General features: G+C 60.3%; 12 protein-coding genes. 1 reads left to right on the forward strand and 11 read right to left on the reverse strand.

Annotated features, from left to right (window positions below; all coding sequences use genetic code 11):
• Positions 1-160: 160 nt before the first annotated feature.
• From CRO75_RS22375 to CRO75_RS22420, 10 genes are all read right to left on the reverse strand, one after another.
• Positions 161-2,281: a TonB-dependent siderophore receptor gene (locus tag CRO75_RS22375; protein ID WP_097138241.1), complete on the reverse strand. Its 2,121-nt coding sequence runs from the start codon at positions 2,279-2,281 to the stop codon at positions 161-163.
• A 268-nt stretch (positions 2,282-2,549) separates the two neighbouring features.
• Positions 2,550-2,867, reverse strand: a complete 318-nt coding sequence (locus CRO75_RS22380) for a hypothetical protein (protein ID WP_177409778.1) — start codon at positions 2,865-2,867, stop codon at positions 2,550-2,552.
• Positions 2,868-2,981: 114 nt separating this feature from the next.
• Positions 2,982-3,659, reverse strand: coding sequence for an energy-coupling factor ABC transporter permease (locus CRO75_RS22385; protein ID WP_097138243.1), 678 nt, complete (start codon positions 3,657-3,659; stop codon positions 2,982-2,984).
• A 59-nt stretch (positions 3,660-3,718) separates the two neighbouring features.
• On the reverse strand, positions 3,719-4,159 hold the full coding sequence (locus tag CRO75_RS22390) for a nitrile hydratase accessory protein (protein WP_097138245.1): 441 nt from the start codon (positions 4,157-4,159) through the stop codon (positions 3,719-3,721).
• A complete protein-coding gene (gene nthB / locus CRO75_RS22395) occupies positions 4,156-4,809 on the reverse strand; it encodes a nitrile hydratase subunit beta (RefSeq protein ID WP_092420071.1) in 654 nt (217 codons plus the stop codon). Before nthB ends, CRO75_RS22390 begins: the two co-directional genes overlap by 4 nt.
• A 19-nt stretch (positions 4,810-4,828) precedes the next feature.
• Positions 4,829-5,467, reverse strand: coding sequence for a nitrile hydratase subunit alpha (gene nthA, locus CRO75_RS22400; RefSeq protein WP_097138247.1), 639 nt, complete (start codon positions 5,465-5,467; stop codon positions 4,829-4,831).
• A gap of 76 nt (positions 5,468-5,543) precedes the next feature.
• Positions 5,544-7,058 (reverse strand): amidase, encoded by a 1,515-nt coding sequence (locus tag CRO75_RS22405; protein ID WP_097138249.1) that lies wholly within the window; start codon positions 7,056-7,058, stop codon positions 5,544-5,546.
• Positions 7,059-7,378: 320 nt separating this feature from the next.
• Positions 7,379-7,903, reverse strand: coding sequence for a group 1 truncated hemoglobin (locus tag CRO75_RS22410; RefSeq protein ID WP_097138251.1), 525 nt, complete (start codon positions 7,901-7,903; stop codon positions 7,379-7,381).
• Between the two features lie 160 nt (positions 7,904-8,063).
• Positions 8,064-8,930 carry a transporter gene (locus CRO75_RS22415; RefSeq protein WP_097138253.1) on the reverse strand — a complete coding sequence of 289 codons (867 nt, stop codon included), beginning with the start codon at positions 8,928-8,930 and terminating at the stop codon, positions 8,064-8,066.
• A gap of 87 nt (positions 8,931-9,017) precedes the next feature.
• Complete coding sequence (locus tag CRO75_RS22420; protein WP_097138255.1) at positions 9,018-10,073, reverse strand: phenylacetaldoxime dehydratase family protein; 1,056 nt, start codon at positions 10,071-10,073, stop codon at positions 9,018-9,020.
• Between the two features lie 573 nt (positions 10,074-10,646).
• Between CRO75_RS22420 and CRO75_RS22425 the strand changes: the two genes are divergently transcribed.
• A complete protein-coding gene (locus CRO75_RS22425; RefSeq protein WP_097138257.1) occupies positions 10,647-11,582 on the forward strand; it encodes a helix-turn-helix domain-containing protein in 936 nt (311 codons plus the stop codon).
• A 376-nt stretch (positions 11,583-11,958) separates the two neighbouring features.
• On the opposite strand, the gene CRO75_RS22430 is transcribed toward CRO75_RS22425, so the two are convergent.
• On the reverse strand, positions 11,959-12,873 hold the full coding sequence (locus CRO75_RS22430) for a LysR family transcriptional regulator (protein WP_009044100.1): 915 nt from the start codon (positions 12,871-12,873) through the stop codon (positions 11,959-11,961).
• Positions 12,874-13,051: the final 178 nt, after the last annotated feature.

Here is a 13,051-nt window from a genome sequence, read left to right on the forward strand (position 1 = left end):
GCGCCGGATGCTCGCGAAGGCAGCCGAGAGGGGGCGGTGGTCGACAGGGGCGATGCCGCTGCGCGAGCGGCGAATGCAAGGGCCTTCGCAGGGGGGGCTGCAAAAGCCCTCACAGGCAGGCGTGCAGTTCTTCGGTGCACGCCCTGGAACAAGCTTTCAATTAGAAGGTGTAGGCAATCCCCGCCTGCACCGTGCGCGGCGCGCCCGGGTAAACGTAGGTATTGAACGCGCCTTCGTCATAGCCCTTGTTGAACAGGTTCTTCACGTCCAGGTTCAGGCGCACGTGTTCGTTGAGCCGGTAGAAGCTCAACAGGTCGACCACGCTGTAGCGCTCCATGGTGTAGGTGGTCGCGGCGGTCTGGCCGGCGCGATCATCCACGTACTTCACGCCCATCCCCAGGCCCAGCCCTTTGGCCACGCCGTCCTGAAATTCGTAGGTGTTGAGCAGGCTGAAGGTGTTGCGCGGGATGTTTGCCAGGCGTGTGCCATCGGCCAGCGTGTTGTCCTTGGTCACCTCGGCGTCCACGTACGCGTAGCCGCCGAGCATGCGCCACTCGGGGGTGATGTTGCCGGCGATGTTCAGGTCGAGGCCGCGGCTGCGGACTTCACCGGCCGTCACGCTGTAGTTGGAGTCGACCGGGTCGACGGTCAGTACATTCTGTTTGACGATGTGGTAGATCGCGGCATCCACGCTCAGCTGATGCTCCAGCGCTTCCCACTTGACGCCCAGCTCATAGGACTTGCCTTTCTCCGCGTCGAACCCACCCCCTTCACGGCTGGCACCGTTGTTCGGCTTGAAGGAGCGCGCGGTGTTGGCGTACACCGCGACAGTGTCGGTCAGGTCGTAGATCAGGCCGAAACGCGGGGTGACCGCATTTTGGTTCTTGGTGAAGTCGCGGGTGGTGCTCAGGTAGTCGTCATAATCGTGTTCGAAACGCTCGAAACGCACGCCGGCCAGGGCTTTGAGGCGTTCGGTCAAGGCCACCTGGTCCTGCACGAACAGCGCCCAGGTCTTGAGGTTTTCCTTGTCGTGGGTAGTCGTGCGGGTGAGGGCCGGACGCGGCTGGCCCAGCACCGGGTCGAACAGGTCGATCGGGTAGGCAGCGGCACCGGCGGCGGAGCGCTGGATCAGCGATTGGTAGTGGTAGTCCTCATATTCCACACCGGTCAGCAGGGTATGGCTGAAGCCGGCGAGGTCGAAATAGCCGGTCAGGTTCAACTGTATATCGCGGTCGCTCCACTCCAGCTTGCGGTAGTTGAAGTTGCGCCCCAGGGTGCGGCCATCGGCCTGCAGGGCATTGGCTTCCACGGCATTGCCTTGTAGCTGGCCATCCAGCCATTGCACGCCACCGGCCAGGGTCCAGTCTTCGTTCAGTAGATGCTCGAAACGCAGCTGGGTCATGTTGTTGTCGTTGTGCAGGGTATTGTCCAGGCCCTTTTCCCAGACGTTGGTGTCCCGCGAGGCGCTTCCTTTCTGGTTGGGGTAGCGAGTCAGGCCCCGGTCCAGCGGATGGTTGTTGCGCATGTAGTCGCCTTCGAAGGTGATGCGCGTGCTGTCGTTGACCTGCCAGCTCAGCACCGGGGCGACGTCGTAGCGTTCGGTTTTGACATCGTCGCGAAAGCTTGAGCCGCCTTCGCCCAGCAGGTTCAGGCGGTAGGCCAGGGCGCCGCTTTCATCCAGCGCGCCGGTGGCGTCGAGCGTGGCACGGTGCATGCCTTGATCATCGAGCTGGCTGCCCAGGGTCACTTTGGATTCAGCCTGCGGCTGCTTACTCACCACGTTAAAGGTTCCGCCCGGGTCGCCACGGCCGTACAGCGAACTGGCCGGGCCGCGCAGGACTTCCAGGCGCTCGATGGTGTTGGCATCCGGCGCGTTGGGATAACCGCGGTTGATCGGGAAACCGTTGCGGTAGAACTCGCCGGTGGTAAAGCCGCGAACGGTGAAGGTGGTCAGGCCCTGTCCGCCGAAGTTATTGGCGCGGCCCACGCCACCTGCGTAGTCGAGCGCATCCTGCAAGCGCGTTGCGCTGATGTCTTCCACCACATCCTTGGGCACGACGCTGACGGACTGCGCGGTTTCATGCAGGGCGGTATCGGTGCGCGTGGCGCTGGCCGAACGGGTGGCGCGATACCCCTGCACCGGACCGTCGGCGCGCTCGGCAGCGGCGTCGGCGGTGATGCTGGTGGCCTGCAACTCGAGTGAGGAAGCGCTGGATTGATCGGCCCAGACAACAGGGGAAACGGCGTGCAGCAAGCAAAGCGAAACGAACGTACGACGCATCGACAGGACGATCCAGAGCAGGAGAGGGGAGGAAAAACCGCAGCATACTATATGCTAATGCTTATCATTAGAAGCGTTGGTTGGTGTACTAACGTACCGCTAACAGGGCTGCCCATCGGCACCCGCCGGCACGGAGAAAACGCCCGCGTCGCTCGCCCGCTAGAGGCTTGTATCTACCCCTGTGGATTACCTGATTCTGGCGAAATGCCCATGCTGGAAAACGCCATCAAGGTCGATATCGTGGTGGTCACGCCTCAACTCCACCCATTCAATCAACGCTTGCATTGAGCTGCAATTTCCAGAGCAAATCACCCGACCCGCATGCCGCCAATTGCCAAAGTTGTTCTTGAGCGTGCAGCTGCGTTTCGTATTCACCCCGCTGAAGCTTGAGGCGTTGCTGTTCAGCATTAAGGTCGACCACGCTGGTCCGGAGCGCCGTGCGATCGGCGAGCAGGCGTTCGATGCCGGCCAATACCCGTCGCAGTGACGAATCCTTCGCCGCTATCGATACATTCTCGCCGTCGTGCTGTTCCAGCCGGTCGCCGAGCAGCTTCAATTCCTTGCGGGTGCTATTTCTGAAAAACATCAAATACCTCTGGTTTTATTCACGAGGTTTCGGGGCGGTTCTTGCTCTTGATGCCCCGGGCATTACGGTCTTCGAATGCCCGGGGCAGTCTGACCTGGACTGGAGTATGTCGACTCAGGCAGCCTGGTACAGACGGCGCTCGACCAGCGCGCTACCACGCAGGCGATGGGTTGCCTTGGCACCGGCCAGCACGGCCAGGTCCAACAGCGGTTCGAAGGTGACGACGGTCATGTAGGCACTGCCGAAGGTCAGAATCGACAGTGCATTTTCTGCTGTGAAGCCTTGCCCGTAGAAGGCCCAGAAGGCAACCCAGGCGACAATGCCCGCCTGGAAGGCGGTCGACAGCCCCAGCGCTTGTCTATAGCTCAGTTCCACATACGGTGTGTTTGGCGCGATGATGCGTTTCGCCAGGGCGGCGACTGCGAGCAGCGGTACCAGAAGGGTGGTGACGTTCATGCCGTATTGCGGCAGGTCGAATGGCGCGAAGAACAGACTCTGGATCAGCAGTCCCAGGGCGAGCCCCGCTGCCGCGGGTGCGGCGCCAAGCAGCAGAAACAGGGTTGACCCCAGGATGAGATGCACCTCGGAAACACCGACTGGATAGTGCGGTAGGAGCTCGAAGAAGCTGAATACCAGGGCCGTGGCAGTGACAGTGCGAGCCAGCAGCGAGAAGACACCACGCTCACCTATGGCGTGCGCAGCGAGTTTGAGGGTGTAGGCGCCGACACCTGCGGCAGTGACATAGCTCAGCCAGAGTTTTCCAGCTTCCACCAGATTAGGTTCGATATGCATGACGATTGCCCCTTGGCCGCTTCGCGACCTCGAAAGTAAAAAACAGGACGGCTCCGTCCTCAGCTTGTGGCACGGCTGATCGCTACCGGCTCGTGCCGCGGCAGGTGTTCGTGCCCGTTTCCATGGGCCGGTGGGCAACTCGCGTTGAGCAGCGTTACCGGTTGTCCATGGGGGGTATTCAAGTAAGCTTGCTGCCATTCCTCGCTGCGCTGGGTGATGTCTTCCATACCCGCTAAACCGAGTGTGGTGACCATGCTTTCCATGGCTGCGATCCATTGCCGGTAGTAAGTGTCGTTGACGCTTTCTCCGGGTTGCGCCGGGCTCGCCTTGATCTCGTCGCTGAATACCTGCACCCAGTCCTTCCAGGGAAACAGACCGGTTTGGTGCAGGTGTAGCAGCAGGGAAAAAGCCTGGGCCTGCCAAGGTTTGTCGAACACCGGGCCTTCATCGTCGAGAGACAGGCCGGCTATTGGGGGGATGTGACGCATGCTGGCGTTCATACGGCCTCCAGATAGTTGTCCCACAGATCAATGCAAACACTGTCCGGTCGCGCCACTCCCCACAGTTCTGTAGCACTGAAGCGAACGGCATAGACCTGTTGGGGTTGTTCGCCTAGACCGTGGGCCATCGTGTCTGGGGTGGCAAACGCGCCGTGTGCAATCTCGATGGTCCCGACCTTGCCGCGCGCGTAGCGCGGCAGTCGGGTGTGGGTGGTTGGATTGAGGTTCTTGGTCCGCACCCGGTCACCGACCCGGAAGCGGCCGCCGACAGGTTCCTTTGCCCGGGAAGAGGCGCCTCCGAGGATCACCGCCTCGACGATGTCCGGTGTGAGCACCGTTGGGGGCTGTGCCGGTGAGGTCGGCTTGACCGTGCCCTGCAGTTCGGCAGCGCTGATCACGCCTTTTTCCAGCAGCAGGGTCTCGAAGGCGTGAAGCCAGTGTTCGTAGTAACTCGACTGCAAGTATTCAGCCGGTTCCATGCGTTCAATGGAGTGTCGGAACTCGTCGACATTGAAGTGTCCGCCGACGAAGAGCGAGGCGAACAGCGGAAAGATCCTGCGCTCCCAGTCGTGATGGAAGACGGGTTCATTTTCTTCGGTGAGCACCGGGCCGAAACCGTGCATACCGCCTAAGTCGTGTACACCGTTCATGGTTTTCTCCTTCTCGGGTTCAGGCTTCGTCGCCCGGCGTCCTGGGCAGGCCAGTGCCGATCATGGCGTCACGCGTCACCAGCTCGACCAGTCGTTCCTCGCTCCAGCCGTCAGTGCCAGCCGGACGTTCCGGCAGTACCAGGTAGCGCAACTCGGCACTGCTGTCCCAGACGCGAACTTCCTTGTCATTGGGAATAATCAAACCGAATTCGGCCAGCACGCTGCGTGGATCGATGACTATCCGTGACCGATAGGGCGCGGATTTGTACCAGGCCGGGGGTAGGCCCAGGGTCGGCCAGGGGTAGCAGGAGCACAGCGTGCAGACCGTCACGTTGTGCACGGTCGCGGTGTTCTCCACCACCACCATGTCTTCGCCCTGCACGCCGGAAAAACCCAGTTCGGCAATGGCCGCAGTGGCATCTTCCAGCAGCCGATGTTTGTAATCGGGATCGAACCAGGCCTTGGCGACCACCTGAGCGCCGTTGCGCGGGCCGACCTTGTGCTGGTAGGTGTCCACCAGAGCATCCATGGCGGCTGGGTCGACCAAGCCCTTTTCTATCAACAGGGATTCGAGCGCCTTGACCCGCAAGGCGATGGCCTCGGGGGGCTCGGTGTGGTCGTGGTCGTGGTCGTGATGATGTTCGTGGGTATGGCTCATGTATTGGCTCCTCTGAAGTTGATACTCACGTTCAGTGCGACTTGCCGGTGTTTGCTCGCCAATGCGATGCGCGGGTTTACAACGTCCGCCAATCGACAGAGGCCTCGAATGCGGCTGCGGCTTGATAGAGGGTGCCTTCGGCATAATGTCTGCCGACAAGCATCAGTCCCACGGGCAGTCCGTCCACCAGGCCACAAGGGATCGACATGGCGGGGTGCCCGGTAATGTCCTGAGCGGCCGTATTGCCAAGCATCTCCAACGCACGTGTGACGGTCTCGGTGATTGAAGAACCCGGCTCAGGAAGCGGCTGAGCGGTGATTGGCACAGTCGGCATGACGAGCAGGTCATAGGTGTTCAACGCCCTGTCATAGGCGTCTCGGGCAAAGCGCGCAATGTTCTGGGCCTTGGCGTAGTAGCGGCCGTTGTAACGCTCCAGACCGAACTGGCCGACGAACATGCAAAGCTTGAGTGACGGCGACAATGCGTTTGCCTGATCGCGCCAACCGGCCTGTTTGTCCAGCAGGCCCACGTCGTAAAGCCCCTTCCAGTTAAAACCCGCTCCGTTACCGTGCATCATTTGCATGGTCAGGCCTTCACAGCCGATAGGGCTCCATAACGATCCCGCCAGGTTGTGTTCGGCAACCGATACCTCCTCGACCCGCGCGCCCAAAGCCTCGAGCCGGGCGATAGCGCTGCGTACCTTTTCTGCGATACGTGGATCCTGGTTAGCGAGTTGGAAGCCTTCCTGGAGAACCCCGATCCGGAGTCCGATCACGCCTCGTTCCAGATAATCGCAATAGGCATCGACCTCGGGAGCGGTCTGGCGAGGGTCGAGCCCGTCGGCGCCGGCCATCACTTCGAGCATGAGCGCGTTGTCGCGTACGTTGCTCGTCATGGGGCCGACATGGTCGAAAGTGGACTCGATCGCCATGACCCCGGTATAGGGCACCAGACCGAAGGTGGGCTTCATTCCATAAATGCCGCACCATGCGGCAGGAATGCGGATGGAGCCGCCTTGGTCGCCACCGATAGCCAGGTCGACCGCGCCCGTCGTCACAAGCGCCGCGCTGCCCGAAGACGAACCGCCCGTGGTGAAACCATGGCGAAAAGGGTTGTGTACAGGCGCTGGGTCCGAGGTATGGCTACCACCGGAGAGGCAGTAATGTTCACAGGTGGCTTTGCCGAGGATCGTTGCTCCAGCGTCGAGCAAACGCGTGACCACGGTGGCATCAAACGACGGTACGAAACCTTCCAGTGGTGCGGCACCGTTCATCATCGGAACGCCGGCCAGAGAGATATTGTCCTTGAGCGCGACCGTCTTGCCGGCAAGTTTGCCCGCACTGGCGCCCATCACCTCAGTTCTGTAGTACCAGGCGTTTAGCGGATTATCCGTGCTTGAAGGGCGATAACCAGCACTGCGCTCGTAGCGCACTGAAGGGATGAAATCTGGCAACTCGTCGACTAGATCGTAGGCATCAAAACTGGATTGCATAAGCGCCAGGTATTCGCTGGCTTGCTCGGGTGTCAGCTGTATGTGCAGGCGGCTGGCGAGATCCTGCACTTGTTCGAGAGTCGGGCGGATGATGGCCATGGGGTGTCCTGTGTCCTGTGCCAACCCGTAGGGGCTGGCAATGTCTGTTCAAACGTCATCTCGGGGATGCCCGGGCCCGGCGTGCACTATTGGCGAGCCGTGGCCGGGGCTGGTATCAAGCTATCTCCACAGATTGAGCAGCGCTTGGCTGAGGAGGACAGTCGCTTGGTTGAGCGGGACTCGCTTGCCCCTGTTTTTTATAGCCACTTTTTATAGCCACACCACGGTAGCCGTCGGCGGCCAGAGCGAGCCCGGGTAGCAGGTAGGGTTCCTTATGGATATGCCTTCCATTGGTGTGGCTTAGGCTTATGCCGAGGGTATTAGTCTTCGGCTTCAGGCGTGGCCTGTTTCTGAGATGACTTCCCGGGTTTTGGCCAGACAACCCCAACGCTTCTCATGCCTTTGGCGGGGTCCATTTCCGGGTGCGCGAGTACGACGTCCCGATAGGAGGGGCTCCCGATCACGGCCGGTTTGAACTTGATGAGGAAGTCATTGACCTCTTTGCGCAGATCCGGGGCCAGCCCGTAGTCGTCGTAGCACGCCTCGAGACAATCGAGCACGGCTTGCCAGTGCACCTCGGTCAGACCCATCCCGCGATGTGCGGTGACCATGTCTCTACCCCGGTATTTGGCGCTTCCACCCCAGTGCTCGGAAAGGAAATCGACAAAATTGATGTGTTCCTTTTGGAACGTCGATTCCGACATATGGGCCCAGATGTGCCCGATGGCGGGGTGCCCCATTGTTTTTCTCAACACTGCGCCTGCGAACTGATAAATAGCGTCATAGCCGCCAAGACGGGTATAGAGGGAGGGTTGTTGTTCCAGGGTGGGTTGCTGGTCGGTCATTGTCGGGTTACTCCGTTTCGGGTTAGAGGCATCTCATTAGCCAACGGTCGCGTTGGCACGATTGATACGGGATGCGAGGTCTTGCGACGGATCCAAGTTGAATTCGCCGTTGGGCGCACGCTGGGTTGATAAGGACAACGGGGGGTAGAGGCGGGCGGGTCTAAAAGACCCTGACGTAGCGCAGGTTCATGCGAAAGTCCTCTTTGGGGCCGTTCTCCACCGCAAGGTCGCGTCCAAGTTGCACCTGGAGTTGGTCCTTGGCGGTGAAAAACTTTCTGGCCGTGACACGGAAGTTGGTGGTTTCCATCCTGTCGTCCTGGTTGACGCCATCGATCTGGTTTTCCCCGCCCCAACTGTGGCCGAAGCCGATAGCCAGCGCAGTGGTCTCGTCGGGCATGTAGCGCCCCATTAGCTGAGCGCCGTAGGAAACGTCCTGCTCCCGGCGGGCGGAGCTGGCGCCGAAGTCGTCGTTGTCTCCGTACCAGATGGCGTCACCGACGAGGTCGATGGCCCACTTCTCCGTGAAGTGCTTGACGTAAGCGGCCTGGAGATCAACCTTCCAACGGTTCTCGCCAAGGTTGAGCGCGTCGTCTTTGTCATAGTTGCCAGTCGGCACGTACAGGTAAGCGGTCGCACCGAGGGTGTCGTTGGCGTCGTTGAGACGGTACTTGAGCGGCGCTGTAAGAATGAGGTCGCCGATGCCGCTGGCCTCGCCTAACCCAGAAGCGTCACCACCACCTGAGACATGGCCGAAGGGCAACAGAAATTGCGGCTCGATGGTCAGCCGCTCGCTCAGTTGGTAGACGTGTAGCAGACGCAGAATGCCGACATCGGACGTCAGGTTGAAATCGGAACTGGTCTTGTGGCCCTGGGAGTAGGCATTGTCCGTGGTGGAGTGCTGGTAGTAGAGCACGCCGATGGTCGCTCCCACGGGGAGCGGCTCGTAATCGCCAGGATCCACCTCGAGAGCGTGAGAGGAAAGGCTGGGGAGGAGGGCTGCAAGCGACAGGTAGCGGAACTGTTTCATGATCGAAGAACCTTTTTTCGGGCAAAAAGAGCCCCGCTATCGCCAGTCAGGCAACGCGCAGGGCTAAAAGTGGAGTCAGCGATGGAGTCAGGTGGGCGACACTTGCGCGTCGCGCATCATCCCGGTCTGCGGGTGGCAGTTGATGTACTCGAACAGTTGCTGGCTACCGTCCGCTACCGAGACCTCGTGATACAGCCGCAGCTTCGAAAGGCCTCCGATCACTCGGAAGAAGGTGGTGAAAATACGTAAGTGAGTGGGATGGGATTCTGCCCAGCGTTCCAGTTTGTCGAGCGATCGCCAGTGACCGATGTCATAGGCGATGTCGAGGAGATTGCCATCAAGGTCGATATTGCGTACGAAGCGGTTGCTATAGCAGCCCAGCGCCTGCCCCTCGTCACGCAGGAAGTTCATGCCGTCTTGCAGTGGCGGCAGCATCTCGTTGAAATAGAGCGCGCGCTCTTCCTCGCCGGCTTCGACCCAGTCTTGTCCAGAGCGGATCAGCGTCAGGTTGTCGTGGCCGCGTACCACGACCCTGCCGCCCTTGGCGGGATCGCCTGAAATGACTTGCAGTTCGCTGGTCGGCTGCATCCAGTCGGTCTGTGAGATGGCAAAGCGGTCGCGCGCCGAGCCCCAGTAGCCGTGCTCCTCAATCTCGCCGCTGATGCCGTCCATGACCGCGCCGACACCTGGCAAATCTTCCTTGAATGCATACAGTGTCTCGAACTGCTCGGCCCGCGGTGCGATGACTTCGCGGAAATACCCCAGCCCCTCGTTCAGGCGTGCCTCGTCACCCCACCAGTCGGCCACAGGCGCTGAAAGTAGCCATCGGTGATAGGCGGCGGGATCACGCCAGTAGCCCACGGCAATGAAGTTTCCATAACCCTGATTGTCGAGGTGGTAGGTCAGGTCGTGATTCCCAGGGCCATCGGCGAGGGCAAAGCTGGCGTCAATGTAGCGCATGGCTTGCAGGGCGGCGGCGCGTTGTTCGTCGCGAAATTGCACCCCGAGGTAGGCCATCACAACTTGCTTCACGTTTTCGTCAGCTCGCCCCACAAACATCGGGAAGGGAGGCTTGTAATCGTCGTGAACACGACGGGACAAAGTCCGGGGACATTTGAGATGTTTATCGATTGCAGATTCCATGGGGGGCTCCTTTATTTCCGTCTCAAACGGACGGTTCGCTGTTCTACATCCCAGTGGATGTTGGTGTGTTGCGGTGGGTACCACTCCATCGGCGTTGCAGCACCAAGGTCCCGAGCTGCACCAGGTAAGTGGCAAACTCTTCGGGGGCCATGTCCCATCGCTGTAAAAACCAGGATGAATCGGACAGCCGCTGCTGTTCTCGTAGTTGCATGACCCACCTCGTCATTCGTGTTTGTAGGGACACGGCATGGAGTGAAAATTATCGAGGGGAGATGGAATTCGCTTGGCTCGAATGGACAACCGTTTGGTTAAAAAGGACAGGTATAAATGGCCGGCATATCAGTGCGCGGCAATGGTGCGGGGCTTGTGAAATAAGGGGCGGGGCGCCCTGGGAAGTTGCAAGGGGAGTGTTGTGGAGGATCTACCGACATACGCGCCAGCCGAGTGTTCCGGTGACCATCTGGCAGTGCGTCCAACAGCTGGAATGAGGCCGTGAGGGTGGCCTGCTAATTGCTTGGCTCGCAAAAACGTTACCACGCTTTTTTGTTGAATCGCTGCCGGTAGGTGAATGCAATGAGCCAGACATGTCACTATTCGACCCTTGCCGTTACGGCACCCCTCCGGTTTGATTACTGGAAAGATGTGGTTTGTCATCACTGCCTGGACGCCGACAGCAAACTGCTGGCGCAGAGCGATTTCGACGGGGTGCTGGAGGTGCATGGCATGGGCGCATTGGACATCTGCACCTTGTCCGCGCCCTTGCATTATTGGGAGCGGTCCGCCCAGCACCTGCGCAGTGATCCTAATGACGATTTGTGGTTGGGCTTTACCAGGAGCGGCTATGGCGAATTGGAACAGGCTGACCGACGGACGAAGCTCACCGCGGACGATCTGTTTCTTTATGACGCATCCCAGCCGTTCAGATTCAGCTTCGGCGGTACCGACAATCACCTTGTCCGCATTCCGAGACAACTGCTCAGTCAGCGGTTACCCGGCATAGCAGGTTGCACCGCGATGGTTCTGGATGATCGTCGCCCAGGGGTGATTCCGTTACGCGAGATGTTGCGCCAAGCCGCGAGCATGCCTTCAGGCTTCCATAACCCGGGAATATCCAGTCGTTACTCCAGCACCTTGCTCGACCTTCTGGTGGTCAGCCTGGAACTCCAGGATTTAAAGCAGACTCATGACGAGCTGGACCTGTATGGCCGGATCATGAATTACATCCACCAATATTTGACCGATGTGGACCTGTCGCTCGAACGCATTGCTCAAGCTCACCATGTCTCCACGCGCACTGTGACGCGCGCTTTCGCTCGTCATCAGAAATCGCCGGTCGCGGAAATTTGGAAGGCGCGCTTGCTCGCGAGCCGCGACGCGATTGAGCGCGGTCAAGTCCGCAGTATTTCCCAGGCGGCGCTGGATTTCGGTTTCTCCGACTTCTCTCATTTCAGCCACGCCTTTCGCAAGGCCTTTGGCATTGCTCCCCATACTCTTCTGCGACGAGAGTGAAATGGACGGGCTTTATCGCTTCTGAAGCGAAAGCCATTTGAAGGTGATCATCCGAGAGGCGTGTGCAGCGGCTGGCTTTGCCGTAGCGTGGTGCCAGCGGTGATAATCGCTTCCAATGTCATTGCACGCGCAGCTGCATGACAAACCGACTGGAACAGTGGCTCCAGGACAATGTTTCTGGCAAAAAAAATTGAAACTTGCCGCCGTATTTGCCCCCGCTCGTATCGGCTGTACGAGTGAGCAGTGCGGCCAATCGCGGCTTTTCGTTTGTATCATCCTGAGCGACGAGCCGTCCCTGGCTCCCCACCTCAAACAAGCTAGAACGGGCCGATGCCTGAGACTGCTGATAGGAACATTGGGCGCACGCAATGCCGTATCAAAGACTCTCGGGGTCGCCGAAGAACATCTGAATCCGCGAGCGCAGCCAGCGTTCGCCCGGGTCGTTGTCCTGGGAGCCGCGCCAGGCCATGTGCAGTTCGAAGGTGCGCACCGGCAGGGGCGGGTCTTCGGCGCGCACGCCGCCGGCGGCGGTCAGGGCTTCGGCGGTGTAGTCCGGCACGGTGGCAACGATGTCGGTGCCGGTGAGCAGGGTGCTCAGGCCGTTGAACTGCGGGACCGCGAGTACCACGTGACGCTTGCGCCCGAGTTTTTCCAACTCTTCATCGATAAAACCGCTGAGGTCGCCGGCGAACGACACCAGGGCGTGGGGGCGGGCGCAGAAGTCGTCGAGGCTCAGGGCGCCGGGCATGCTGTCGGCCCGCAGCAGCTTGGGCAGGCTGCGGCGCAGCACCTTGCGCTTGGCGTTGGCGGGCAGGTCCTGGGTGTAGCTGACGCCGATGGAAATCTCGCCGGAGGCCAGCAGGGCCGGCATCAGCAGGTAGTTGGCGCGGCGCACCACCAACACGATCCCCGGCGCCTCGGCGCGCAGGCGCTTGAGCAGCATCGGCAGCAGGGCGAACTCGACGTCGTCGGACAGGCCGATGCGGAACACCGCGGTGCTGGTCGCCGGGTCGAATTCGGCGGCGCGGCTGACCGCGGTGGAGATCGAGTCGAGGGCGGGCGAGAGCAGGGCGAAAATCTCCACCGCCCGGGCCGACGGCTCCATGCTGCGCCCGGTGCGCACGAACAGCGGATCGTCGAACAGGCTGCGCAGGCGCGACAGCGCCGCACTGATGGCCGGCTGGCCGAGGAAGAGTTTCTCCGCCGCCCGGGTCACGCTGCGTTCATGCATTAATGTTTCGAACACGATCAACAGGTTCAGGTCGACACGACGCAGGTCATTACGATTCATCTTGAGTCCTGGCAGAGTCAGCAAACTTGACGAGAGCGGCCATATGAGAACAATGGCCGGCATGAATCTTACGGGGAAAGGCTGCTACTCTGCACCGGCTAATTGCTTTTTCCTGTAAGGAGCCCTTCGCTCTGGCACGCTGTTTCCCGTTGTTGCAGGTGCTGCGGAATCAATGACA

It is taken from the genome of Pseudomonas sp. LAMO17WK12:I10 (genome assembly GCF_900215185.1).
GTDB classification, from domain to species: domain Bacteria; phylum Pseudomonadota; class Gammaproteobacteria; order Pseudomonadales; family Pseudomonadaceae; genus Aquipseudomonas; species Aquipseudomonas chlororaphis.

What these genes read in the sequence shown, in the direction of transcription:
- CRO75_RS22425 (WP_097138257.1), top strand. Translation starts at nt 10,647, where the DNA reads ATGAGCCAGACATGTCACTATTCGACCCTTGCCGTTACGGCACCCCTC.
- CRO75_RS22380 (WP_177409778.1), bottom strand. Translation starts at nt 2,867, where the DNA reads ATGTTTTTCAGAAATAGCACCCGCAAGGAATTGAAGCTGCTCGGCGAC.
- CRO75_RS22420 (WP_097138255.1), bottom strand. Translation starts at nt 10,073, where the DNA reads ATGGAATCTGCAATCGATAAACATCTCAAATGTCCCCGGACTTTGTCC.
- CRO75_RS22385 (WP_097138243.1), bottom strand. Translation starts at nt 3,659, where the DNA reads ATGCATATCGAACCTAATCTGGTGGAAGCTGGAAAACTCTGGCTGAGC.
- CRO75_RS22375 (WP_097138241.1), bottom strand. Translation starts at nt 2,281, where the DNA reads ATGCGTCGTACGTTCGTTTCGCTTTGCTTGCTGCACGCCGTTTCCCCT.
- CRO75_RS22390 (WP_097138245.1), bottom strand. Translation starts at nt 4,159, where the DNA reads ATGAACGCCAGCATGCGTCACATCCCCCCAATAGCCGGCCTGTCTCTC.
- CRO75_RS22405 (WP_097138249.1), bottom strand. Translation starts at nt 7,058, where the DNA reads ATGGCCATCATCCGCCCGACTCTCGAACAAGTGCAGGATCTCGCCAGC.
- CRO75_RS22415 (WP_097138253.1), bottom strand. Translation starts at nt 8,930, where the DNA reads ATGAAACAGTTCCGCTACCTGTCGCTTGCAGCCCTCCTCCCCAGCCTT.
- nthA (WP_097138247.1), bottom strand. Translation starts at nt 5,467, where the DNA reads ATGAGCCATACCCACGAACATCATCACGACCACGACCACGACCACACC.
- CRO75_RS22410 (WP_097138251.1), bottom strand. Translation starts at nt 7,903, where the DNA reads ATGACCGACCAGCAACCCACCCTGGAACAACAACCCTCCCTCTATACC.
- CRO75_RS22430 (WP_009044100.1), bottom strand. Translation starts at nt 12,873, where the DNA reads ATGAATCGTAATGACCTGCGTCGTGTCGACCTGAACCTGTTGATCGTG.
- nthB (WP_092420071.1), bottom strand. Translation starts at nt 4,809, where the DNA reads ATGAACGGTGTACACGACTTAGGCGGTATGCACGGTTTCGGCCCGGTG.